We start from the raw sequence: 22,069 nt of genomic DNA on the forward strand, positions 1-22,069 counted from the left end.
CAACTTCTGATAAGAGGACAGACCCATGACCAATCCCCAGATCGACTATGCCGCAATGGCGGCTCAGTGGCGCGCCGAGCACGAAACCACCCTGAAAGCAACCCGAGCGGAACTGATCGTGCAATTGCGCGCGCTTGGCATCAACGAGGTCACCGCCGAATACGAAGGCTATGGCGACTCCGGCAATGTCGAGGACGTGACTGTGCAGCCTGCGGAGGTCCAACTGCCGGAAGCGCTTGTCACCGCCGTGGGCGATTTCGCCTGGTCACTCGCCTATCACCATCATCCGGGGTTCGAGAACAACGAGGGCGGCTACGGCACGCTGACCTGGGACATTGCAGCAGACAGCATCACCCTCGATCACGCCGACCGCTACGTTGAATGCTCGCACAGCTATGACGAGGGGCTTTGATATGGCTCACCCGCTTCATCATGCTGAAAGCTCTGCCGGCAAATTCGGCGGGGTGCCGTCTGACTATCAGTCCATACATGACTGGTTCGATGCCTCGAAAGAACACCTCGCCCTCTTCACGCACCGAGCCATGCGCCACCACGCTCAAGGCCTGTTCGAGGCGGAACGGGTTTTCGGCCTGACCCTGACCAATAGCGCGGGTCGGGACATTCCCGTGCGCTGGATCGGCGAGCTGGACCTGTCGCGTTTTCGTGCCGCCCCAAGTGCTCGTTTAAGCCGCTTTTCTTTCGAATGCGACGGGGCTTTTCCAGCCCAGTGCTGAGTGGCGGCGACGCGGATTATAGAGGCCATTGATGTATTCGAAGATGGCCATCTCAGCCTTCCGCCGCGTCTCCCAAGGATGCCGCCAGATCAGTTCAGCCTTGATGGTTTTGAAGAACGTCTCAACCGCCGCATTGTCATAACAATTTCCTTTGCCGCTCATGGAAACCTTGAAGCCATGCTGGCGCAGGATCTTCTGATAATCGTGAGAGCAGTATTGCGACCCGCGATCCGTATGATGGATGCAGTCTTTGGGTGGTTGCCGGAACGCGATGGCCATCTTCAACGCGCGGATCGCCAGGTCACGCTTCATGCGATTGCTGACCGCCCAGCCAATGACACGACGTGAATGCAGGTACAGGATCACCGCAAGATAAAGCCAGACCTCTCGGGTCCAAACATAACTGATGTCGCCCGCCCATTTCTGGTTCGGTTGGTCAGCCACAAAATCCCGATCCAGCAGGTTTGGCGCAATATTTAACTTGTGATCGCTGTCGGTGGTCACCTTGTGTTTGCGGGTTCTGACAACGGATATGCCGTTTCCGCGCATCAAACGGCCCACACAGCGATGACCGACGTTCAGCCCGATCTCCTTCAACTCTTCGGTCATTCGAGGTCTGCCGTAGCTGCCAAGACTGAGACGCGATTGCTCTTTGATATGTGCCAGCGTCACCAGATCAGACCGCTGTCCACGGCTTGCAGGTCGGCTGCGGAAGGCACGTAAGCCGTGCGGACTGACAGCCATTACACGACACATCAGATCAATGGAAAACGCAGATCGGTGTTCTTCGATGAACTTAAACCTCACGGCTTTTGGCTCGCAAAGAACACCGTGGCCTTCCTAAGAAACAGCCATGTCAGCCTCCGGTGGTAACTCTTGCAAATCATAGCCAAACGACTTGGCGCGACGTTTGAGATTGCCGAGTACGCGATTGCGGTATCGTTCCTCATAATGCGATGCGCCGGGGTCTTTGTAGGTCATGCCGTGTCGGAGGGTGTTGTAGAACAGGACGGCGATTTTGCGCGCTGTTGCGGTGACTGCTTTGGCCTTGCCCGCGCGTGCTGCCAATCTGCGGTAGAAGGCACCAAGGGCGGTATCGCTACGCCCGATTGTGACAGCGGCCAAACGCAACAGTGCTGCGGCGCGACTTGATGACCGTCGCGTCCGAGATGACAGTACCTTTCCCCCAGATATCTTGTTGCCCGGTGCCAAACACAGCCAGGACGTGAAGTGTTTGGCGCTTGGCCATGCGCGCAGGTCAGTGCCACATTCGCCAACCAGTTTGAGCGACAATGAAGGCCCCATCCCATGGATTTCAGTCAGATCAACGCCGAGAACACCGAACAGTGCAGCCCGTACATCAAATGACGGCGTGCTGACTTGCTTGGTCTTTGTGCGCGGGCGTGGCAGTCGACTGGGATCATGTTCGGTATCTGCACCCAATGCCGCAAGCGTCGCCTCAAGATGGTGATCACATTCCAGCATCTTGGCTTGATAGAAGTCATAGAGTTCGAGCGACTGGGTCAGCCCGAAGATGTGTTCGGGGCGATCATTCCCATTGAGCGCTGCTTTGATTGTCTCTGTTGAAGCCTTGCAACGCACGTCGCGATACCCGGCTAACACGTCCAAATCACGTTCGCCCGCGACAATCGCACGGATGATCTTCATCCCTGTAATGCCCGTGATGTCAGACACAACATGATGCAGTTGGAGGTTCATTTCCATCAGGGCCTTCTGCATGTGCTGGATATGAGCTGCAGCGTATTCAACTAACCGTTCTCGCTGCCGCAGATACGCCCGCAGAGTGGCGATCTCGGAAGATGGTCGGAAGCTGCCACGCAACAACCCATAAGAATGCAGTTGCCGCAGCCAACTGGCGTCACTGACGTCGGTCTTACGACCCGGCACGTTCTTGGCGTAACGTGCATTCACCAGAATGACCTCAAAGCCGTGCTGTTCGAGGATCTCGTAGGCTGGGATCCAATACACGCCAGTGGATTCCATGGCGACACTCGTGACACCGTGCGATTTGAACCAGTCAGCCAAATTATGCAGGTCATGGGTGAAGGTGCCAAACGCACGTACTGGCGAATCCGTCACATCAGGATTTACCGCGGCCATGTGTTCGCGTGAACCTATATCAACCGCAGCAGCGCCAATGTTCACGGCCTCAATCAGCTGGGTCTTTTGCTTTGCCATCTTCCATCCTCCTGTTGGCAACAGAAGGGCGTGGGCTATGCAAATCCGTCATCTTCCTAACCGGGATCACCGCAGGGCGGCGTCACCACTCTCAAGTTCGCATCAACCCATGGACCACGTTTTTTAACGGGGTTCTGTCCTTACACAGACCACCAATAAGCGAACGGCCGCTGCCCTTCATGGGGCGACCATAGCACAGGCTGTTTCTACCGCGCACAGGCGGGCTCCGATCCGGAACGGTTTTTTAACACTTCCCTTTCCTCCTTGAGAATGCGGTTCTCACGCCGAAGCCGGTCATTCTCTCGGGCAAGGCTCAAATCCTCCTTCGATATCATATCCGTATCTCGGTGGGCTGTGATCCATTTGTTCAGCGTCGACATCCCGACGCCTAGATCATCCGCCACCTGTTTGCGCGTAAGCCCGCTGGTCAGCGCGATCCGCACTGCATCTTGGCGAAATTCGTCCGTCCGTTTCAGTCCCATAGTCAGTCTCCTTTGCTGCAGTAAATGCTATCAAAGGAGCGGCATCAAACCGCGACAGGTCCAATCTGCAGGATGCCGCTGAAGCCCTTCAAGATATTGTCCGCGTGCTGGCCGGATCGACCGGGCGCATAGGTAAAGGCCACGCCGGGCGGATCATCACCGCCCCAGGACCTGTCATCGCGGGCAAGAGCCCAGAAGTACCCGGTTTTGGTGCGTTTGCGCCCTGGTGCCAGAACCGGCGCAGGCGTTTCATCCATAAAGAGCTTGGTGGAGCCCTTCAGATCGGCCATCAGGGCATCATAAACTGGGGTCAACTCAAACGCTGACTTGCCAACCCATGCGGCCAAAGTCGAGCGATCCAGATCAATGCCTTGTCGGCTGTAGATTTGCGCCTGGCGATAGAGCGGCAAGTGATCCGCGTATTTTGATACAATCACATGCGCCAGCGTGGCCTCGGTTGGCATGCCGCCCGCGATGATGTGGGCGGGAGCTGAGGCTTGGACGATCCCGCCCTCACAGGACCGGCAGGCATATTTGGGGCGACGCGTGACAATCACCCGGAACTGGGCCGGGATGATGTCTAGTCGCTCGCTGACATCTTCGCCAATCACATGACGTTCGGTTCCGCACGGGCATGACAGCTCTGGCTCGATGACCACTTCAACCCGTTCCAGATGCTTGGGCAGTGACCCCCGGTTGGTCTGGCGCGGCTTTGGGGGCCGCACGGGCGCAGTGCGCTCGTCCGCGTCGATCTCGGCTTCCACCTGCGCGATGGCGGTCTCGATATCCTCGAGTTCCAGTTCATACTGGGCCGGATCAATCTTCTCGGATTTGGCTCCAAACAGCGCCTTCTTGAAGGAGGCAACCAGCGCCTCAAGCCGCGCATTCTGATCCTGCTGCGCACGGATGATCGCCTTCAGTTCGGCAATGTCATCGGGCAATTTGTCAGGCACGGTCATGCCCGATGTCATACCAAAACAAGGGTGGAATGACCCGCGCAAACGCCCCTGTGAGTCACTCCGCCGCAGCTGGGGCTGCCACCTCCAAGGGGCGCACGCGTCGCCAATCCAACCCTGCAAACAGCGCCTCGAACTGGGCCGGTTCCAGACGCATCACCCCGTTCTTAACGGCTGGCCATGTGAAGCTGTTATCTTCCAGCCGCTTGTACGCCATCACCAGCCCGCTGCCGTCCCAGTAGATCAGCTTCAGCCGATCCGCCCGCTTGGCCCGGAACACATAGACTGACCCATCAAACGGCTTCTGGCGCAACTGGCTCTGCACCAGAGCCGCCAGCCCGTCATGGCCTTTACGGAAGTCCACCGGATCGCTGGCCACAAAAATCCGGACCTTGTGGGATGGCGTGATCACGTCGCCAAAGCCCGCGCGATCTCGCCGATCCGCGCCGCTGGCGTAGCCGCATCAAGACGAACAGTGACATCGCCTTTGATCACATCAAGCATGCTGGAGGATGCCGTGGGAACAGGCTGGGCGACAGACGCAGGCGTCTCAACCTCAACAGGCACAAAGTCCATGCCGTCCAAGATGGGCAAAACCAGCTTGCCCTGCCGCGCCATCCGCCGCCAATCAGAAACCGTGCTGGGGATCAGCTCATACCGTTTAGCGACCGCGTTGACAGTCTCGCCCTCAATCAACGTCTCCGCAACAATCCGTGCCTTCAACTCCGGAGGCCAATCCCGCTTGCCATCCGAACGCCGCGGCAACCTTGCCAGAAACTCGCTTGTAGCTCCCATCGAGAAACTCCCCACAATTCAAAGAAGCCTCTGAATCGCAGATCAAGCGTCATGCCGTAAGTGTGGGAGCAGCGCACCGCTTACCCAACATTGACCAAAACCTAACTGCTGATAAACAATAAAGGCGGGTCAAATCTCGGTGACAATACCGGGTCAGTTCTCAATGACATTCAACAGCCACCCGCTCTTTATCGCGAACTTGCGAAGCGTCGACGGGACGATGAGACATGAACCTAGACGCAAATACCCATTTTCAGATAGCGGACTTTCGTTGCCCTACAGAAACCAGGTAGATAAGGACTATGAGTTGTTGCGTAGTTGGTTCTCCTTCCTAAAATGAACTGGAGAGGAAAGATCATGTTGCCTGAGCAGTTTTCCGGTGGGTGCTCGTGTGGAGCAGTCCGATACAAATCCGAAGGTGTTGCCCGCTACATGGGTAACTGCCATTGCCGCGATTGCCAGCAGGCCACTGGAAGTGCCTATTTTCCAGCTGTGCTAGTGAAACAGACTGATTTCAGGCTTGAGAAAGGTGAACCAAAGTGGTTCGAGCGCCAAGCTGATCGCGGCCATGCAATGCTTCGCGGTTTCTGCTCTGAATGTGGATCACCGCTGTTTCTGATCAACAAGGCAAGCGAAGGAGCAATGATCTTGTTCGCGGGAAGTTTGGATGATCCGAGTTGGTACCAGCCAAGCCGTGACATTTACGTGAAGAGCGCACAGCCTTGGGATCAAATGGACCCCAGTCTCCCGAAAGCTGATGGAATGCCTGCCTAGCTTTTTAGCGTTGTTACATTTTTGGTGTCAGTCGCAATCCGACTTTGGCTCGTTGCGTACCTCAGAAGAACCTCCCCACACGTGACGCGTACTGTTCAAACGCGCTTCCGTACTGATCTTTGAGCCATGGCTCCTCGGAAAACGGTACGGCAATAAGCACTGCTATTCCAGCCAATCCGACTACCATTGCCCACAGCGCCGCTGACAAGATCATCCAGCCACCGACGATACCAATGTCAGCCATATACTGCGGGTTCCGAGAGTAGCGATACATGCCTTCGGTGCGCAGGGTGCCTTTGGCTCCACCTGTCTGCGGCACCCCGAAATGTGAGACTTCCATCCATACCACAATGTTGCCGATCAGGATGAGCGGCAGGCCGACGCCAAACCGCACCCAACTTGGAATGGCAAGATCACCCCAGCCCCAGACCCCAAGCAGTATGAGAACCCCAAACAGCGTGAATGTGGGAATCCAGACAAGGAAAGGCGTGAGTGTGGTGTAGCGCTTGGGCGGCCATATCCGCCGCGCAGGAAAGGCAATCGACCAGAGGATCGCTGCAAGGGTCATAGCGGCAACCCCCAGACCCAGAAAAATCAGCAGACTATGCATCATACCTCTGCGTGTTTGTGGTCGATCATTTCACGCCGCTCCGCGATGGCTTGGCGCACGATCTGGAACGCTGACGACAGAAATAGTCCTGCCATGATTGTTGCCACGATCAAATCTGGCCAGCCTGTTGCAGTGCCCCAGACGCCCAAGGCAGCGAACATGACAGCGACGTTGCCGATGGCGTCATTGCGCGAGCATAGCCAAACTGAACGGACGTTGGCGTCACCGTCTTTGTAGCGAACCAACAAAAATACACTGGCAAGGTTGGTGAGCAATGCCAGAAAGCCAACTGCACCCATGATCTCGGCTGTGGGAACTCCGACATAAAATACGCGGTAGATAGTCGATCCGAAGACCCAAAGTCCCATCAACAAGAGGCTAAACCCCTTGAACAGCGCGGCATTGGTACGGGCGCGAAGAGAGGCACCAATGACGGCCAGAGAAATGCCATAGGTCATTGCATCACCCGCAAAGTCGAGAGCGTCGGCTTGCAACGCCTGTGACTTCGCCAAATGGCCAGCCGTCATTTCAACTGCGAACATCGTCGCGTTCAATGCAATGACGATCCAAAGCCTTCGCTTGTAATCGTCTGATACGCCGTCAAATTTGGTGTCGTGTCCGCAGCAACCTGACATGGGTGAATCCTCTTTCATCTTACGTTGATGATAGTGTAATGTCTCTAGTGACTAGAGGTTCAAGAGGTTTCTTCATGTTTTCTATCGGCGAGCTTTCAAAACGCACAAAGGTCAAGGTTCCAACCATTCGTTACTATGAAGAAATGGGACTTTTGGCAGAAGCCGAGCGCACGAGTGGCAACCAAAGACGCTACGATAAGGAAGGATTGGAACGACTGAGTTTCATTCGTCACGCTCGTGATCTGGGATTTTCGATTGAGACGATATCATCGCTCATCGAGTTACAGGATCATCCAGACAGATCGTGCGAGGCCGCAACAGACATTGCTGTTTCGCAGCTTGCAGATGTTCGCGCGAAAATCAAACGGCTCAAGCTTTTGGAAAAGGAACTCACGCGAATTTCGAAGGGATGTGATGGGCACGGCGTTTCTGAAGACTGCTATGTCTTGGCGTCTCTGGCTGATCATGAACTTTGTGAGAGGGAGCACTGATATCGATAACCAGAATTACAGTTGCGGAAAAAGGGTGTTAGCCAACCTGCTAAGTCAGTCACTTGACTTACTGGTATTGGTAGTTGGTTATGGCAATAGTCGTAAGATGAACACTGAAGAAATCCCTTCCTCTTGCTTCCAACGAACCGCCGCAGTGCTACAGGTGAACAGCCGCACAGTAAGACCGATGCGGGACTTTTTTGTAGAGCGGCTCGGATTTGAACTTGGTACGGAGATTGGGGCTGGTCCAAAATTTGTGACTTTGGACCGAGATGGTCAGACAATCATGCTTGCTTGTCATCGAACATTTGGATTCCGAAAACATGGGTGGGCGGCCTATTTCTGGGTAGAAAACATAGAAGCGCTGCATGACGAATTCGAGCGCCGAGGCGCAAAGCTCAAAAGCCCGATCACCGACAAGCCATACGGTTGCCGAGAGATTGTAGCTATGGCACCAGATGGCGAGAAATCGTATTCGGCGAGATAACAGGTACCCAAGCAGATTAAGCCCGTGCATACCTAAACACCGCAGCAGGACTTGCCTTCTTGGATTGGTGGACATGGAACCGTTGCGTAAGAACAGTAGACGCAGCAATCCCCCTCTAGCGGTTTCAAGACGGTCTGACATGACTTGCATTCATAAAACCACTGGCAGGCATCGGTCGGCATAGTCTCGGTTTCAACGTGCCCGCAAGATGGACAGGTGAGAGTCGATTGCAGCACTACTTTTGCGTCTTCTGTCGCCATATCGCGTACCCCGTGAGTATGAGAAATCCTGCCAATATCGGCAGCAAGACAGCATCGCTGTAGACGACACCAAGTAAGCCCGTCAGACCAAGCGCGGTCAGCGCGACCGGCAGCAACGGCGTGAAGCAACAGAGCGCGACCAAGATCGTGCCACCCACCCCGAGCGCCAGGAGTTTGTTCTTCATCGAGTCGATCTCCACAAATCCCACATAAAACGTTGCGCTGACGCCTCCCAGAGCGGCGAAGACAGCGCGATCAAAAAGGCGATAGATGCAAGTGACGTCCAGATAATTGCAGACCGCCTGCGCGTTGAGCATGGCTTGCGCCGCAGCACCCGATACCAAGCCCAAACGAGGGCAATCGCGACACCTGCAAGAATGAACCCTCGATAAGCGATGAATGGCCCAAGCATGGTGAGCCATGCACCGCCAAGGCCTAGTATCGAAAGGCCGATAGGCAAAACGCAACATGACGCCGACAACAGCGCTAAAAGCGCAGCGAAGGGCATCAATAGGCGGGCAGCGATGCCGGTGTCCGCCAAGGGTTGTTGATTTGCATTCATGTCCATTTTGCTTTTCTACTTCCTGTAGCCACTATAGGAGCAAGCGAAATGTTCACCATCGGCAAAGCGTCAGAACAAAGCGGCGTGAACATCGAAACGATCCGATACTATGAACGAGAGGGTGTTGTTCCGAAGCCGGGGCGCTCTGCAGGAGGGCGTCGGCTGTACTCGTCAGATGAAATCGCCAAACTCAGGTTCGTGCGCCGGTGTCGCGATTTGGGCTTCCCGATCTCGATTATTCAGACCTTTCTATCTCTGACCGAGCAGAGTGACCGATCCTGTGGCGAGGTAAAAGCAATGGCTGAGAACCATCTGAGTGAGATCACCGCCAAGATTGAGAACTTAGTGCGCCTCCAAGACGCGCTCTTGAGCCTTTCCAAGAACTGCGACGATGGCTCTGCGGCTTGTCCTATGTTGGACGCTTTGATGAAGGATGGCTTTGGCGGCAGCCTACACGAGTAAAGCAGCCGTTAGCTTGAGTTTCGCGAACGGTATCTCTGTCCCACCATCTTTCATATTGGCGAAGCGTACGGCGAAAGTTCGGTCTTGGCTCAGGCACAATCGGGGCCTCTGATCGACCGGTATGGCGACATCAGCTGCGACATAGCGATGAACGCGCCGCGCGTGCGAACTAATGCTGCGTCAGCAACAGCCGCGCCTGCATAAGTCTGTTTTGTCCCGCGTGTTTTCTATTCAGGTCGAGCGCAGCGAAGGTCCGATCTCGGACTTATATGTTGAGGTCGGCTCTGAGCTTAGTCCGCGAACACCCGTCTTGCTGACGCCAGCCTTATCCAATCTTTGCCTCCGAAGGCGACAAGCGCAAGATAGATGACCTCAGTATCCATGTCCGGTTTGAATACGATGGTCAGTCGGTGACCTGCGCCGCCATGGCGCACAAGCCATCCGTCCAGCTTGCCGCTGAGGCGAGCACCGGATTTTGGGTTTTCGGCAATCTTATGGATAAGGGTATCGATTTCATCGAGCCTGCGGCTTGCTGCAGCAACGTCACCGTCAGTCACGTCGACAATATGATCAACGATACCGATAAGGTCCCGTTCGAAGAACGGATGCCTGACAAAACGCATCAGGTCTTTTGAGCCATCGCCGCAAGATGAGCCCGTGCACCTGCAGTGGCGTTGGAGGCTTCACCGACAGGTTCCCATTGGTCGAGTGGCAGAGTCAGGCGGCGTTCTAATTCTGCCTCAAACAAAGACCGTTCACGATCCCGCTCTGCCTTGGCCTTCGCCAATTCACCCGAGACCGCCGCGCTCATGTTCGGGTACTCGCCCGCTTCGACCAGTTCCCGTGCGAAGGTGTAGGCCGTGTCGGTGAAACTGACTGATTGCTTTTGAACGCTCATGGCAAACTCCTTGGTGCTCCAATAGAATACCGATTCTTGCGATGTCTGGCAAGCTGATCGGGCTGACGTAGTGAGATGCGTCCATCACCTTAGGTCCTCCCCAGCTCGGTACGCCAAGTCGCAAGGGAGAACGGCCCTTCGGTCCGTCGCGCATTCGGCCATGCGGCCTCACCGCGGCGTCGTACCCAGGCCCCCGGTTTGCCCGCCTCGCGAGCACGTCCCTTCCTGGCCGCTCCGCCGGATTGCGCTCTGGTCTGTTTTGCGGGGCAAAACGATCCCGCCGCTTCATCCGTCTCCCATGTCCGGTCGGGCCGTTTGCCTGCTCGGGTCGGGCAAACCTACCGTCAAAACACACACACATGAGTGCGGAAGCATATCCTTCGGATGGCCCCCAAATCAGCCCGCGTCAAGGATCGCAAAACTTTTCGGCGCGGGCAGGGGCTGTGGCGTGGGGCGGTCCCGTGCGTGAGGGCGCGCATGTGTCGGGTGCAGCGCTCGGAAAACTTTTGCGCCCGGCAAGCCGGCGGCTACGCCGTCCCTGACCCGGACAGATTCGGCGAACCAGACATTCGGCCATGCCCCCACACTCACGTGGTGGTCGAACCCAATATCTGGAGAACAAACATGGCTTACGACACTGCAAACACCTACGAGACCATCGAGCTTTTCGGACTGACCGAGAAGGACGCGCAGCTGCCGATCCCCGAGGATCACGTCTTGACTGACCGCATCATCCGCGAAAGCTTCGAGGCTCTCCTCGGTCCGCTGCGTGGGACCGGGCTCGAAGCGGAAATCGAACCGCTGGCCCATGGGCTCGCGACGATCCTCCAGCGCCGCAAGGTGGCGCTCGGCAAGGAGGTCGACCGCACCGCCGACAAGATCGGCGCGCTGGCAAAATCCCACGACGGATCGGAGATCGCTGAGACCGCGCTCGAAGAGGCGCAGGCGCGCTTTGTGCAGCTGCGCGAGATTGTCGGCGCCATCGAGGTGATGGGCGAGGCTGCGGCGGAATGCTACGAGATCGAAACGGGCCACGCCTTCATCCCGGCAGTGGGCTCGCGCGCGAGCGTCCGGGCGCAGGAGACCGGGGCGGTCTTCGAGGCGCGGCAGCTGCTGGAGCAGCACGACCGCGAGACCGCCGAGAAGTCGAAAGTCGAGGGGGTGCCCCTGATCGTCTCAGGCGCCACCGACTGGACCGATGTCGATGTGATCTTCAACACGCTCGACAAGGTTCGCGAACGGATCAAGCAGAACCGCAACCAGGAGATATTCCTCTGCCACAAGGGTGGCAAGCACGGGGCGGAGATGATTGCGGCTCGGTGGGCCCGGGCACGCGGGATAGCACAGGCGCGCTTTGATCCGCGCTGGTCCGCGCACGGGCGGGCGGCACCGTTCAAGTGCAATGACGAAATGCTGGACGACAAGTTCGCCGCGACGGGGGTTGTCCTCTTCGGCGGCAACGGGGTCGCGCTGAACCTCGGGCAGAAGGCGGAAGCGAAAGGCCTGACGGTCATGCGGGTTGCGGACCCGGCGAAGAAGACTGCGCAGGATTGAAGAGAGGGGGTCGCGCTTGGCGCGGCCCTTTCGTCATGTCTCATGGCGCGTGCGATCGGTCACGCGTGATCGGCAGTCTGCGGTGGCCAGCACCGTTATCCCTCTACCAAGTCCGTCAGAGTGCGGCCCATCCGCATCGGTGCGGGCTGGGGATGGTGCGCACATCGCACATCGTCAGCGGGGCAAGACGCGAGGGGTCGAGACGTCGCACATGAGGCTGAACACCTGCACGTCCCTCGGGGCGTGTTTCGGAACATCGCATCCACGCGGGCGGGCTCCGTCAGCACCCCGGCCAGGCGCGGCGGGACGCGGACGCGGATGGTGGCGTCGGCGTGATGGCAAGGGTCATCCGTGTCACTCCTTTTTGCTCATAGATGTGGATCGCACGGGGTCAGCCCAATCGTGCCCTCAGCTCACGCTTCGGCAAGCACAAATACGGCTTCCACGGCTAGCCGCGGACCCTCCGCATTTGCGCTTGCGACCGGGCCTCTTGCCCCCGTGCCGGGTGATCCCCATCGCAACAAGGAGTAACCCAAATGACCAACCATTACGTCGCCACCGTTCCCGTCAAGTTCACCGATACCGATGGCCAGGAGCGCACCCGTTTTCAGCGCGTGGGTGCGATGTTCCGCAACACTCGCAACGGGGACGGCTCGGAGTTCTTCAGCCTCAAGCTCGACTTCCCGGTCGCGGTCTCGGAGCTGGTGATGTTCCCACCGAGCGCGAAAGATCCCCAGGACTAAATCCTCTGACGAGGATGGGCCGCCCAGGACGATCTTGGGGCGGCCCGATCCCTGTTCCAGGGATGCTGGTCCTTGCGCGTTCAGCGGACGCACTCCCCCCGGAATGATCATGCCGCGACAGACCGGCCAGTCAGCCTCAAGGGGGCCATCCACAAAAACCTATCGGCCAGGGCCTCCCGGTTTTTGCGGCAGAGATTTAGGGGCCCAAATCTGGCCCTCCTTGACCCTGCCTTTCCGCCCTGTCGGTGGGGTTTGCGCCCGCCCGCGGTTCCGTCCGAACACATGCGTGTTCGGCCAGACCTTCGGGCGGTTTTGGGGAAGGGGACCCATTGGACAGGTGGGTCGCCCGGTGGTGAGGGCGGCAGAGCCGCGTCCCTGCGGGCCGCGGGGGAAGCGGACACCAAGGCTGCCTGAGACTGAATGCGACGTTAGTATATAATTGACAGTCTGGTATATTATCGTAATGTAGGGGCAGCCTTGGTGGAAGGTGGCAGGAAATAGGGGGTCTTTCTTCCGCATGTCCCGAACAAAACGCCTGACAGAGATCGAGAAGATGCAGATCGTCCGCGAGGCCGCGGAGGGTGTGTCGACGTCCGAGCTGGCTGAGCGTTTCGAGGTCACATCGCGAGCCGTGCGCTACGTCCTGAAAGCTGATGCCGAGCGCCAGGCCGATGCCGCGATCCCGGTCTCAGCAGTCAGTGTGAAGGTGACGGCCGCGGAGCTTGAAGCCCTCGACGCGGTGTTGGCGAAGGCGGGGATCGAGAGCCGGGCCGAGGGGCTGCGGCGGCTCATTCAGGCCGCAGGCGGGGTGTTCGTTCCGGACGCGCAGATGGCAGCAGAGATGGCGCGCTACCGCGCCTCGCTGCACGAGGTCGGCAATGGGGTCGCACAGATCGCCAAGCAGATGACGCAGGCCAACCGGATGGGGCAGGGGGCCGGTGGAGGGACGAGTGCCGAGTTCACCGAATTGCGCCTTGCGCAGATGCGCGGGCTGGCGCGGTTCATCCTGGATTCTGCTGACGAGATCGACCTGCTCCTGCGCCGCCGTCGGGACGCAATGCAGCTGCAGGCCACGGCCGCGCTGAGGGAGTTTGCCCATGCGGCTGAATGATGCCGTCCATGCCGTCACGGGCGAGGTCTTCCGGGATGGCTGGAGCCGCGTCCGGGGCTCGATGCAGGGGCTGCATGTCGCCAAGCAGAGCCAGCTTGTGCGCGCGGCTGCAGGGCACCGGCCAGCGGTCTTCAAGGCGATCCGGGGCGGCGGCACGCATACCAAATCGCAGCTCGCAAACCAGCTCGATTACCTCACGACCAAGTCCACCCATATCGTGGACAGTAGCGGGTTCCTGGATGGGAAGGCGAAGCTCGAGGCGGGCGACATCAAGGATCTGACCGAGCGCTTTGCAAAGCGCTGGGATGCGGGCTTCAAGCCCAAGCTTGGGCAGACCACCCACATGCTAATGTCCTTCCCCATCGGCACGCGCGGGGAGGATGTGCGCGACATTGCGACGGATGTGGCGGAGCGGTTCTTCCAGACCGACGCGGGGCATTTCGACTACATCATCGCGGTGCATGAGGACCGCGATCACCCCCATGCGCATCTGGTGCTGAACCGTCGCTCGCAGGAAGGCGAGTTCTTCTTCTTGGGGCGCAACCATCGCTTCAACTATGACGACTTCCGCCTCGCCATGGTCGAGGAGGCCGAGAAGTATGGCGTGCGCCTGGAGGCCACGCGCCGGGTGGATCGCGGGGCTGTACATTACCCAGCCCGGACCAGCGAGGTCTACGCCGCGAAAGAAGAGGGTCGCGCGCCCCGCGAGCGCGAACGCGTGGGGCAGGACCTGACCCGGACGCTGGCGGAGATCGCCAACACCAGAACCGTCTACCATTCGCTTGCCGTGGAGGCCTCCCGGGAGGCCCGGGAAGACATCGCCGCGGCACTCTTCCGCGCGGGCGAGGTGCTGGCGCATGGCGGACAGGTGGACAGAACAGGAGATGTGTATATGGCCGAGGATCAAAGCTTCGAGGATCTGAGAAGCCTCTATGCGGAAAAGCTCGCGCGGGTGCAGGGCATGATCGCCGAGAAGTCTGACGCAGAACGTCCCGTGCTGGAAAAGCGCCTCATCGAGATCCAGACGCAGGTCCAGCACATGCAGCCCTTGGGGCTGCGATCATCCACGCTGTCAGAGACCCCCTCGGAGGGCGGGATCTATTCCGAGGCCAATATCGACGCCAGCCAGCGCGAGCGTCTGGCAGAGCCCGATCTGAGATCGCGCATTGACGCGGCACTACGGGGCACCGGGATCAGCACATCGGAAGTGGTGGCCCGGATCGAGACCGGGGCCTCGAGCGCCGCGCTGGAGCATCAATGGATCGCCAATGATCTCTCCAAGGTGGCCGAGGCGCGCGATCTGAACCTCGAACGCCGCGCCGATCTGGAACAGGCGCGAGACAGTCTCAACGATGTGCATGTCGCGCTCGGCACGCTCTTGGAACGGGAAAACGTGCTGCACCGGGATGGCGTCATGGAAGCGGAACCGATCAGCGAGCAGTTCCATTATCATGAGGGCGCGGTGCGGGCGATGGAAGGGACAATCCGTCAGGAGATGCGCGCAGAGGGCCTGACCGCGCAGCAGATCGAGGACCGGGACTGGGAGGTTGTCTCAAGGGCGGAGCGCCGGATCGAGACCGAGCAGCGCGCGTATCTCGAGGCACACCCGGACTTGCTCGCACGGCCTGGCGATGTGATCGACCGGTCTGAGCCTTACAGGGAGACCATCACCGATGCGGCCCGCGCCAGCGAGATCACCAGCGAGGTCGACCGCATCATGGAGGGACGCGACCTCCGCACGCCCGTTGCAGATGCTGTCACGGATGACTTACGAGCGCGCTATCCGGACATGCCGTCCCACCTCGCCCGTGGGCTTGGCGCGACCTATGCGGCAGTCGTCGAGATACGCGACACGGAGGCCATCAATCAGGTCCGCCGCGAAAACGAGTTGCGCGAGGGGCTTGGGGTTGGCACGCGCGACACACTCCTCGCAGCCCGCGGTGAAACTGCTTCGCAGTCTGACCGTGCCGACCGCCTTGCAGACGAGATTGCGCGTGTTCTGGACCATGAGCGGGCGGGGGAGTTGTCCGCGCCCTTCGAGACCGAGGCGGAGCGGGACGCCTTCCGCGACGAGATCGCGCGGGTACTGGACGTTCGCCAACTCGACCGGCTCACATCTGGCGATGCCGATGCGCTGGAGAAGGTTCTCGAGGACCGCCTCGACCGGCTTTATGTCGCCAAGGTCTACCTGCAATCGGATGCCGCGACGGCCAACACGGAGGCCTTGCGCCAGGTGGTCGATGATCTCGCCGACGCCGAATATGAAAAACACCGCACTGGCGATGTGGATGGCGAGACCGAGCGGGGACAGGTCCATTGAGCGCGCCCATGGGAAAAGCGCGGATCGCAACAGGGGCCTTTCTGGTAACGCTTGTGACCGGGGCCATGGGCTATACCATCGCCTCGGCGGTGCTGACCTACCAGGATCTCGGCTTCGGGGCAGAGATCGACTTTGCCTATATCGCGCAGAACTATCTGGCGATCCTCGATCGCCGCCCGGAGGACGCGCAACTTATTCACCTGATCATCGGCAGCTTTGCCGCCGCCGGCCTGATGCTGAGCCTCGCCCTTTCAGGCTCGGCCCTCACACGCTTCGGCCAGACCCATTGGCAGAGTGCGCGCGAGATGAAGTCCAATGGCTTCTTCGGGGCGCCCGGGACCGGGTTCATCCTCGGCAAGCTGGGGACGCCGGGCTCCCGCGCCAATTACATTTGCTCGAAGGTTTTTCCGCATGCGCTGATCGTGGCCCCCACGGGCCGTGGCAAGACCACGGGCTTTGTCATTCCGAACCTGCTGGCCTGGCAAGGCTCCGCCGTGACGCTCGATGTGAAGGGCGAGTGTTTCGAGGCCACGGCCCGGCACCGCGCAGCCCAAGGCGACAAGGTCTATCGCTTTGCCCCCACAGATTGGGAGGGCAAGCGCACGCATCGCTACAACCCGCTCCTGCGCATCTATCAACTGAAAGACCCCGCACGCCAGCAGATGGAATTGCAGCTTCTCGCGACGCTCTTCCTGCAAAGTGACAGCGACCGGGTACAGGGCCTCCTCAAAGGCGGGATCGATCTCTTCGTGGCGGCAGGCCTGCTGGCCTTCCAGCGCAAGCGTCCGACCTTGGGCGAGATCTACCGCATCGCGGCCTCGGGCGGGAACAAGCAGAAGGAGTATTTCGCGCGGGGCCATGAGGTGGACAACCGGGCGGCCAAGCTGATCTTCACGCGGCTGGCCTCGACCAACAATGACACGCTGACCTCCTATGTCTCGCTCCTGATGACCTCGGGGCTCGACCAATGGCAGAACCCGGCCATCGATGAGGCGACGGCGGTGTCGGACTTTGATTTCCGGACGATCCGCAAGAAGCCCTTTTCGGTCTATCTCGTCGTCCAGCCGCTGATGGTGAAGCCGCTCGCGCCGCTGATCCGGCTGTTTTTCTCCGACCTGCTCTCGGCCATGCAGGAAAAGGACCCCGGGCCCGACGAGCCCTGGCCGGTGATGATCATGCTCGACGAGTTCAACCGTCTCGGTAAGATGCCCATCGTGGTCGAGAGCATCGAGACCCTGCGCACCTATCGCGGTCACCTGGCCGTGGTCACCCAAACCATTCCCGCCCTCGACGAAATCTATGGTGAAAATACGCGCCGTGCTTTGCAGGGCAACGCCGGCGTGAAACTCTACCTGACGCCATCTGATGAAAAGACCGTCGAAGAGCTGAGTAAGGCGGTTGGCAAGACCACGAAGACCGTCGTCACGCGCTCTCAGTCCATCGGCAAAAACCCCTTTGAAGGCCGCAGCCAATCCACACGGACTGAAGAAAGCTCCTTGCTCCCTGAAGACGAGGCGCGCCGCCTACCGCTCGACGAGATCGTCATGGTCATCGATGCCCAGATGCCGGTCCGCGCGAAGCGGATCCAATATTTTGACGATCGGCTGTTCAAGGCGATCCACGCGGCACAGACGGGCGAGTTGCCGTTTCCGGAGCCGGGGGGAGGGGGACCGAAGGGCAATCTGCCGCTGAGTGTGCGCGCCATGCCGATGACGCCGCCTTCGGACGGAGCAGGCGGACCCGACGCCGACGTTGAGGCCGCACGCCAGGCTGCTGATGGCCAATCGTCAGGGCAAACCGATGTCACCCCAAAGAAGACTGCGCCTGTCGTTCAAGCCGTAATCGCCGAGGAACAGCGACAGATGGAAATGGATTTTGGGGGCCAGGTTGCGGATGCCGAGACAGTGGGCGTGGATGATGAGGCGCAGATGCGCTCTGCAGTCGATGGCTTGAACGACATGGAAGCGATGCTGCAGGAGGAGGGTGGCAAAAAGCCAATTCACCGGTAGGGCGGTGGGCATGGTCTGACGGTCATAGAGGGCGGAAAGCGGTCTTCCGCTGTGCCGCATCGGAGGCCTAATACGTCAACTGAAACTGGACTTAGATGATCTTGCTCGGTTTTCTCTACAAATGTGTCCGTCGTCATATAAAGTTGGACATCAGAAAATTCGTTTATAATGTCAAAGTCGATGCCGGCATAGTACAAACTGCTGAGAACACGGTTGAGGTGTTCTTTCAGGGAGCCAAGCACTCCTATGAGAAAATAGTAACCAGCGAGAACTAGAGCTATTCTGCGGTCAGAAAATTTGTAAGTTCCTGTACAATCAACTCCCGATCATTATCCAGAGTAGCCACGTGATAAGAATTTTCGAGCCAGCAAAAGGTGATGGAACGAGAGGCAACTGCACCTTCGATCCGTTTGCCGTTCTCAGGACTGACGACATGATCCGTACGCGATTGTAGGATCAACAAAGGTTTGTCGAGCAGTGGCAACATTTGCCCTGTTGCAGTCACCAAAACATACCGCTCTTGGGTAACGGCATTTGGAATGCGGTCATAGCAGGTCTCTTTGTAGCCGGGGTTTTTAATGTCCGAACCAATACCGGGTTGAAAATCGCCGGTGCAGCCATCAAAAAACGCCTTCATCTGCTGCGGTGAATAAAGGCCCGTTGACCCATTGATTGTGGCAACTCTATCAACAAGATCACCGCGCCGGATCGACAGGTTCAACGCGATCGTCCCGCCCAACGACAACCCTGCGACGCAAACGGTCGTGCACCGTGCGCTCAGCGCCTCCAACGCGTCCTCTGCAGATTTCAACCAATCGCGAAAACCGGTTTGGGCAAAATCCTCTGGCGTCGTCCCATGCCCGGCAAGCAAGGGGGCCATCACCGTGGCACCGGACCGCGCGTGCAAACGGTGGCCCACATAGCGCACACTTTGCGGCGTGCTGGTAAAGCCATGCAGCAACAAGACACCGCAACTGGATCCTTCAAGAAGAAAAGGTGCTGTGCTGTCGTTTTCCATATGGCTTTCAATCCTGTCATTCGTCCGTTTGGTTCGAAATCAAGTTTTGCAGGCCGAAAAACAAATAGAGATATACGATCAGCCGATCACGGTTGGCGATCAGTCACGCGTGCCGGCGATGCATATTGCGCGCGAAACATACGCAATAGGGACGTATCTGCCGCAGCGCTCCAGGCGATCGCAATCGAAAGTTCGGCATCGAGCTCCTCAAGCGGCATAATCCGCAGTGCACGAGGCATCGACGACTCTGCTGTGATCGGATGGAAAGTATATCCACGCCCATCCGCGACGCGTTGCAGGATCACGTGAATATCCCATGCCTCGTCCTCGATGACTGGCGTGAACCCCGTTTTTTCAAATGCATCATCCAATAGCGCGCGATACGCCCGCCAATTTTCGCGAACCCCCATGATAAACGGCGCGGTGCGCAGTGCGTCCAGTGTCTTGTCAGCGGTGTCATGCGGCGCGACCAACCCGATGGGCGAGGTCCAGGCAACACGCTGCGAAATGACCGGATCACGCACAGTGTCATGCGCCATCAAAAAACCCAGATCAATGGCACCGGTCTTGATGTTGCGCATCATGGTGTCGGTCGACATGACGTGCATTTCCACTTGAACGCCGGGATAAAGCGCCTGAAATGTTTCAAGCCCATCTGACAACTGAGTGGACGTGGCCAAGGCCGAGTAGCCAACAATGATATGCCCCCTATCGCCCACCCCATTGCGCCGCGACCCGCGAATTGTGCGTTCAAACTGGGCCACAATCTGACGCGCATCATCTAAGAACCGCTTGCCGTTTTCACTGATCTCAACGGTTTTGGTGCCTCGAACAAAGATCTCAAACCCCAGGTCTTCTTCGGTATCGCGCACGGTTTTCGAAATAGCGGGCTGGGCGATGTTGAGCATTTCCGCCGCGGCCCGAAAGCCCCCCGCATCCGCAACGGCCAGCGCATAGCGCAGATGCCGGATTCCAAGGCTTGATGGTTTGTTCTGCATGAATTGCCCCTCTCTGGCAGGAACCGATAACGAAATGCGATCAACCGATCAAGCAATGGTATTTGCCTGTAGCTGCTGGGCAAGAAAAGAAAGAAGCCGGAGACATGTGCATGCAATTCGCGTGGCATGAAGGGGGGAAAGATGGAAACGGCATTTCGACGCTTTACGCAAACACTGATGTACATAGGCGGCGCGGGTCTGCTTTTTATGATGCTGCATGTGACGCTGGATGTCGTATTAAAGGTCGCGTTCAATGCCCCCATCCAGGGCACGGTCGAGATTTCATCCTATTACTACATGGTTGGTATCGTCATGCTTCCCATGGCGCTTGTCGAATTAGAGGATGACCAAATCAGCGTTGATTTGTTGTTCAACCTCTTCCCGGCACCGCTTCAGAAAGTTTGTCTGCTGCTTACGCTGATGGCGACAGCCGCCGTTCTGGCTGTGATTGCATGGCGCACAGGGCAGGACGCCATCCGCGCCTTTCGTGTGGGCGAGGTGGTAATGGGCAGCCGAGAGATCATCGTCTGGCCCGCCCGTTGTATGCTGCCCCTTGGTTTCACGCTGGCTGCGATAGCCGCTTTACTGCGCGTGATCATGGTAATTCAAGGAAAAACCGTGACGCGAAACACCACTGACGAGGCCGCGGGATGAGTGCACTTATGATTGGTTGGGCCGGTGTTGCCGCCCTGTTCGCGCTGCTTTCGATCCGCACGCCGATTGGTGTGGCACTGATGATTGTCTCAATTATTGGCATCACCGTAATGACAAATCTGACGGCGGCTTTTGGTATTATCAGCGCGTTGCCCTTCAGCTTTATCGGGGATTGGTCGCTGACGGCCATTCCGATGTTTCTCTTGATGGGTTTTATCGCCGCCAGTACCGGCCTGACGGCGGGCGCTTTTGATCTGTTGCGGATGCTGTTAGCGCGGGTGCCAGGTGGGTTGGCCTCGGCCAGTGTCGGGGCATGCGGTCTTTTCGCTGCTGCCTCGGGCTCGAGCATCGCCACGACCGCTGCCATGTCGCGCATCGCTGTGCCCGAAATGCTGCGGGCAAACTATCACCCTTCATTGGCTACAGGAGTGGTGGCCGCATCCGGCACATTGGGCTCACTCATCCCGCCGTCCATCCTTATGGTGCTCTACGGGATTTTTACTGAGCAATCTATAGGCCAGCTTTTTATTGCGGGACTGATCCCAGGTGTTCTTTCCGCGCTGGTCTATATGGGTATGATCACGATGCGCTGCACGCTGAAACCATCGCTTGCACCGCCGGTAAAAAACCCTTTCGCATGGCCGAAATTCTGGACGCTTCTGCTATCCGTCTGGCCATTCCCGGTGCTGATCTTTGGTGTATTGGGGGGCATATTCGGCGGCTTTTTCACACCGACCGAAGCAGGCAGTGTCGGGGCGTTTTTGGCCCTGTCCATCGCCGCCTTCCGCCGCAGCCTGACACGCCAAGCCCTGGGCACAGCCATCCGCCAAACAGTGATCGCCACGTCGTCGATCTTCTTTCTTTCGATCGGTGCCATCATGTTCACCCGTTTCATGGGCCTGTCGGGTGTGCCGCGTGCGTTGGCTGACGGCATGCTGGCGGTGTCGGACAACCAGATCATCATCATCGTGATGATCGCGGTGCTGTTCGTCATCCTTGGCATGGTGATCGATTCAATCGGTTTGATGCTGCTGACCCTGCCCGTGCTGCTGCCGGTACTGGAAGCAGCGGATGTAAACCTGATCTGGTTCGGCATCATCACCATCAAACTGCTGGAGATCGGTCTGGTTACACCACCCGTGGGTCTGAACCTTTATGTCCTGCATGGCGCGCTGGCCGGGCGGGTAAAGCTTAGGGACATCATGTCCGGCACAACATGGTTCATCGCCATGGATCTATTGACCCTAATTCTGCTGATCGCTTTTCCCGCGATCAGCCTGTTCCTGCCGTCATTCATGACCAACTGACAAAATTTCA

The 22,069-nt window shown here is 58.3% G+C and carries 23 protein-coding genes and 4 pseudogenes; 13 read left to right on the plus strand and 14 right to left on the minus strand.

Annotated features, from left to right (window positions below):
• Window positions 1-25: 25 nt before the first annotated feature.
• The gene (locus tag Z947_RS0100810; RefSeq protein WP_025042412.1) at window positions 26-412 is read left to right on the plus strand and encodes a DUF6878 family protein; all 387 of its coding nucleotides are present in this window, start codon (window positions 26-28) and stop codon (window positions 410-412) included.
• 1 nt (window position 413) lies between these two features.
• Window positions 414-644: pseudogene (locus Z947_RS21730) on the plus strand (DUF6915 family protein); the annotation flags it as partial.
• Window positions 645-683: 39 nt separating this feature from the next.
• On the opposite strand, the pseudogene Z947_RS0100815 reads toward Z947_RS21730, so the two are convergent.
• The 6 genes and pseudogenes from Z947_RS0100815 to Z947_RS0100840 all read right to left on the minus strand — a co-directional run.
• Window positions 684-1,574, minus strand: a pseudogene (locus Z947_RS0100815) (IS3 family transposase); the annotation flags it as partial.
• Complete coding sequence (locus tag Z947_RS0100820; RefSeq protein WP_025042414.1) at window positions 1,575-2,933, minus strand: IS110 family RNA-guided transposase; 1,359 nt, start codon at window positions 2,931-2,933, stop codon at window positions 1,575-1,577. It lies immediately after the preceding pseudogene.
• Between the two features lie 242 nt (window positions 2,934-3,175).
• Window positions 3,176-3,415: pseudogene (locus Z947_RS0100825) on the minus strand (transposase); the annotation flags it as partial.
• Between the two features lie 62 nt (window positions 3,416-3,477).
• Window positions 3,478-4,374, minus strand: a pseudogene (tnpC, locus tag Z947_RS0100830) (IS66 family transposase); the annotation flags it as partial.
• A gap of 55 nt (window positions 4,375-4,429) precedes the next feature.
• Complete coding sequence (gene tnpB / locus Z947_RS0100835; RefSeq protein WP_025042417.1) at window positions 4,430-4,783, minus strand: IS66 family insertion sequence element accessory protein TnpB; 354 nt, start codon at window positions 4,781-4,783, stop codon at window positions 4,430-4,432.
• Entirely contained in the window at window positions 4,780-5,166 is a 387-nt protein-coding gene (locus Z947_RS0100840; RefSeq protein WP_025042418.1) for a transposase, read from the minus strand. Before Z947_RS0100840 ends, tnpB begins: the two co-directional genes overlap by 4 nt.
• A 357-nt stretch (window positions 5,167-5,523) precedes the next feature.
• Here Z947_RS0100840 and Z947_RS22515 point away from each other — a divergent pair, with 357 nt between their 5' ends.
• The gene (locus tag Z947_RS22515; RefSeq protein ID WP_037938443.1) at window positions 5,524-5,940 is read left to right on the plus strand and encodes a GFA family protein; all 417 of its coding nucleotides are present in this window, start codon (window positions 5,524-5,526) and stop codon (window positions 5,938-5,940) included.
• A gap of 61 nt (window positions 5,941-6,001) precedes the next feature.
• Here Z947_RS22515 and Z947_RS20655 read toward each other — a convergent pair whose 3' ends face one another.
• Both Z947_RS20655 and Z947_RS0100855 read right to left on the minus strand, forming a co-directional pair.
• Window positions 6,002-6,553 carry a methyltransferase family protein gene (locus Z947_RS20655; RefSeq protein ID WP_025042420.1) on the minus strand — a complete coding sequence of 184 codons (552 nt, stop codon included), beginning with the start codon at window positions 6,551-6,553 and terminating at the stop codon, window positions 6,002-6,004.
• The gene (locus tag Z947_RS0100855) at window positions 6,550-7,185 is read right to left on the minus strand and encodes a cation efflux transmembrane domain-containing protein (protein WP_025042421.1); all 636 of its coding nucleotides are present in this window, start codon (window positions 7,183-7,185) and stop codon (window positions 6,550-6,552) included. The genes Z947_RS20655 and Z947_RS0100855 overlap by 4 nt, the downstream gene beginning before the upstream one ends.
• 74 nt (window positions 7,186-7,259) lie before the next feature.
• Here Z947_RS0100855 and Z947_RS21735 point away from each other — a divergent pair, with 74 nt between their 5' ends.
• Together Z947_RS21735 and Z947_RS22010 are read left to right on the plus strand one after the other, a co-directional pair.
• Window positions 7,260-7,676 carry a MerR family transcriptional regulator gene (locus Z947_RS21735; RefSeq protein WP_081781080.1) on the plus strand — a complete coding sequence of 139 codons (417 nt, stop codon included), beginning with the start codon at window positions 7,260-7,262 and terminating at the stop codon, window positions 7,674-7,676.
• 34 nt (window positions 7,677-7,710) lie between these two features.
• Window positions 7,711-8,163 (plus strand): VOC family protein, encoded by a 453-nt coding sequence (locus tag Z947_RS22010; RefSeq protein ID WP_138058604.1) that lies wholly within the window; start codon window positions 7,711-7,713, stop codon window positions 8,161-8,163.
• A 32-nt stretch (window positions 8,164-8,195) separates the two neighbouring features.
• Here Z947_RS22010 and Z947_RS22290 read toward each other — a convergent pair whose 3' ends face one another.
• Together Z947_RS22290 and merF are read right to left on the minus strand one after the other, a co-directional pair.
• Window positions 8,196-8,423 carry a GDCCVxC domain-containing (seleno)protein gene (locus tag Z947_RS22290; RefSeq protein ID WP_072936797.1) on the minus strand — a complete coding sequence of 76 codons (228 nt, stop codon included), beginning with the start codon at window positions 8,421-8,423 and terminating at the stop codon, window positions 8,196-8,198.
• On the minus strand, window positions 8,399-8,740 hold the full coding sequence (gene merF, locus Z947_RS22295) for a mercury resistance system transport protein MerF (protein ID WP_235602349.1): 342 nt from the start codon (window positions 8,738-8,740) through the stop codon (window positions 8,399-8,401). Before merF ends, Z947_RS22290 begins: the two co-directional genes overlap by 25 nt.
• A 293-nt stretch (window positions 8,741-9,033) precedes the next feature.
• Here merF and Z947_RS0100870 point away from each other — a divergent pair, with 293 nt between their 5' ends.
• Entirely contained in the window at window positions 9,034-9,447 is a 414-nt protein-coding gene (locus tag Z947_RS0100870) for a MerR family transcriptional regulator (RefSeq protein WP_025042423.1), read from the plus strand.
• Between the two features lie 290 nt (window positions 9,448-9,737).
• Here Z947_RS0100870 and Z947_RS0100875 read toward each other — a convergent pair whose 3' ends face one another.
• Window positions 9,738-10,070: a type II toxin-antitoxin system RelE/ParE family toxin gene (locus Z947_RS0100875; protein WP_025042424.1), complete on the minus strand. Its 333-nt coding sequence runs from the start codon at window positions 10,068-10,070 to the stop codon at window positions 9,738-9,740.
• Complete coding sequence (locus Z947_RS0100880) at window positions 10,070-10,345, minus strand: hypothetical protein (RefSeq protein ID WP_025042425.1); 276 nt, start codon at window positions 10,343-10,345, stop codon at window positions 10,070-10,072. The genes Z947_RS0100875 and Z947_RS0100880 overlap by 1 nt, the downstream gene beginning before the upstream one ends.
• Before the next feature lie 624 nt (window positions 10,346-10,969).
• Between Z947_RS0100880 and Z947_RS0100890 the strand changes: the two genes are divergently transcribed.
• The 5 genes from Z947_RS0100890 to Z947_RS0100910 all read left to right on the plus strand — a co-directional run bounded on the left by Z947_RS0100890 (window position 10,970) and on the right by Z947_RS0100910 (window position 18,082).
• A complete protein-coding gene (locus Z947_RS0100890; protein WP_025042427.1) occupies window positions 10,970-11,899 on the plus strand; it encodes a DUF2493 domain-containing protein in 930 nt (309 codons plus the stop codon).
• 536 nt (window positions 11,900-12,435) lie between these two features.
• Window positions 12,436-12,642: a hypothetical protein gene (locus tag Z947_RS0100895; protein ID WP_007120662.1), complete on the plus strand. Its 207-nt coding sequence runs from the start codon at window positions 12,436-12,438 to the stop codon at window positions 12,640-12,642.
• Between the two features lie 517 nt (window positions 12,643-13,159).
• A complete protein-coding gene (locus Z947_RS0100900) occupies window positions 13,160-13,753 on the plus strand; it encodes a transposase (protein ID WP_025042428.1) in 594 nt (197 codons plus the stop codon).
• Window positions 13,740-16,073 (plus strand): relaxase/mobilization nuclease domain-containing protein, encoded by a 2,334-nt coding sequence (locus Z947_RS0100905; RefSeq protein WP_025042429.1) that lies wholly within the window; start codon window positions 13,740-13,742, stop codon window positions 16,071-16,073. Before Z947_RS0100900 ends, Z947_RS0100905 begins: the two co-directional genes overlap by 14 nt.
• 8 nt (window positions 16,074-16,081) lie before the next feature.
• Window positions 16,082-18,082: a type IV secretory system conjugative DNA transfer family protein gene (locus Z947_RS0100910; RefSeq protein WP_025042430.1), complete on the plus strand. Its 2,001-nt coding sequence runs from the start codon at window positions 16,082-16,084 to the stop codon at window positions 18,080-18,082.
• Between the two features lie 277 nt (window positions 18,083-18,359).
• Here the strand turns inward: Z947_RS0100910 and Z947_RS0100920 are convergent, their stop codons facing one another.
• Entirely contained in the window at window positions 18,360-19,100 is a 741-nt protein-coding gene (locus tag Z947_RS0100920) for an alpha/beta hydrolase (protein ID WP_025042432.1), read from the minus strand.
• Window positions 19,101-19,186: 86 nt separating this feature from the next.
• Window positions 19,187-20,098 (minus strand): LysR family transcriptional regulator, encoded by a 912-nt coding sequence (locus Z947_RS0100925; RefSeq protein ID WP_025042433.1) that lies wholly within the window; start codon window positions 20,096-20,098, stop codon window positions 19,187-19,189.
• Between the two features lie 141 nt (window positions 20,099-20,239).
• Between Z947_RS0100925 and Z947_RS0100930 the strand changes: the two genes are divergently transcribed.
• Window positions 20,240-20,752: a TRAP transporter small permease subunit gene (locus tag Z947_RS0100930; protein WP_025042434.1), complete on the plus strand. Its 513-nt coding sequence runs from the start codon at window positions 20,240-20,242 to the stop codon at window positions 20,750-20,752.
• Entirely contained in the window at window positions 20,749-22,059 is a 1,311-nt protein-coding gene (locus Z947_RS0100935; protein ID WP_025042435.1) for a TRAP transporter large permease, read from the plus strand. Before Z947_RS0100930 ends, Z947_RS0100935 begins: the two co-directional genes overlap by 4 nt.
• Window positions 22,060-22,069: the final 10 nt, after the last annotated feature.

The organism is Sulfitobacter geojensis (assembly GCF_000622325.1).
Classification (GTDB): Bacteria; Pseudomonadota; Alphaproteobacteria; order Rhodobacterales; family Rhodobacteraceae; genus Sulfitobacter; species Sulfitobacter geojensis.

Coding starts and splice junctions, on each gene's coding strand:
- Z947_RS0100855 (WP_025042421.1), bottom strand. CDS start 7,185: ATGTCAGGTTGCTGCGGACACGACACCAAATTTGACGGCGTATCAGAC.
- Z947_RS0100880 (WP_025042425.1), bottom strand. CDS start 10,345: ATGAGCGTTCAAAAGCAATCAGTCAGTTTCACCGACACGGCCTACACC.
- merF (WP_235602349.1), bottom strand. CDS start 8,740: ATGCTCAACGCGCAGGCGGTCTGCAATTATCTGGACGTCACTTGCATC.
- Z947_RS0100900 (WP_025042428.1), top strand. CDS start 13,160: ATGTCCCGAACAAAACGCCTGACAGAGATCGAGAAGATGCAGATCGTC.
- Z947_RS0100890 (WP_025042427.1), top strand. CDS start 10,970: ATGGCTTACGACACTGCAAACACCTACGAGACCATCGAGCTTTTCGGA.
- Z947_RS0100820 (WP_025042414.1), bottom strand. CDS start 2,933: ATGGCAAAGCAAAAGACCCAGCTGATTGAGGCCGTGAACATTGGCGCT.
- Z947_RS0100910 (WP_025042430.1), top strand. CDS start 16,082: ATGGGAAAAGCGCGGATCGCAACAGGGGCCTTTCTGGTAACGCTTGTG.
- Z947_RS0100930 (WP_025042434.1), top strand. CDS start 20,240: ATGGAAACGGCATTTCGACGCTTTACGCAAACACTGATGTACATAGGC.
- Z947_RS0100905 (WP_025042429.1), top strand. CDS start 13,740: ATGCGGCTGAATGATGCCGTCCATGCCGTCACGGGCGAGGTCTTCCGG.
- Z947_RS21735 (WP_081781080.1), top strand. CDS start 7,260: ATGTTTTCTATCGGCGAGCTTTCAAAACGCACAAAGGTCAAGGTTCCA.
- Z947_RS22290 (WP_072936797.1), bottom strand. CDS start 8,423: ATGGCGACAGAAGACGCAAAAGTAGTGCTGCAATCGACTCTCACCTGT.
- Z947_RS20655 (WP_025042420.1), bottom strand. CDS start 6,553: ATGATGCATAGTCTGCTGATTTTTCTGGGTCTGGGGGTTGCCGCTATG.
- Z947_RS0100935 (WP_025042435.1), top strand. CDS start 20,749: ATGAGTGCACTTATGATTGGTTGGGCCGGTGTTGCCGCCCTGTTCGCG.
- Z947_RS0100875 (WP_025042424.1), bottom strand. CDS start 10,070: ATGCGTTTTGTCAGGCATCCGTTCTTCGAACGGGACCTTATCGGTATC.
- Z947_RS0100925 (WP_025042433.1), bottom strand. CDS start 20,098: ATGCAGAACAAACCATCAAGCCTTGGAATCCGGCATCTGCGCTATGCG.
- Z947_RS0100895 (WP_007120662.1), top strand. CDS start 12,436: ATGACCAACCATTACGTCGCCACCGTTCCCGTCAAGTTCACCGATACC.
- Z947_RS0100840 (WP_025042418.1), bottom strand. CDS start 5,166: ATGGGAGCTACAAGCGAGTTTCTGGCAAGGTTGCCGCGGCGTTCGGAT.
- Z947_RS0100870 (WP_025042423.1), top strand. CDS start 9,034: ATGTTCACCATCGGCAAAGCGTCAGAACAAAGCGGCGTGAACATCGAA.
- Z947_RS0100920 (WP_025042432.1), bottom strand. CDS start 19,100: ATGGAAAACGACAGCACAGCACCTTTTCTTCTTGAAGGATCCAGTTGC.
- Z947_RS22515 (WP_037938443.1), top strand. CDS start 5,524: ATGTTGCCTGAGCAGTTTTCCGGTGGGTGCTCGTGTGGAGCAGTCCGA.
- Z947_RS0100810 (WP_025042412.1), top strand. CDS start 26: ATGACCAATCCCCAGATCGACTATGCCGCAATGGCGGCTCAGTGGCGC.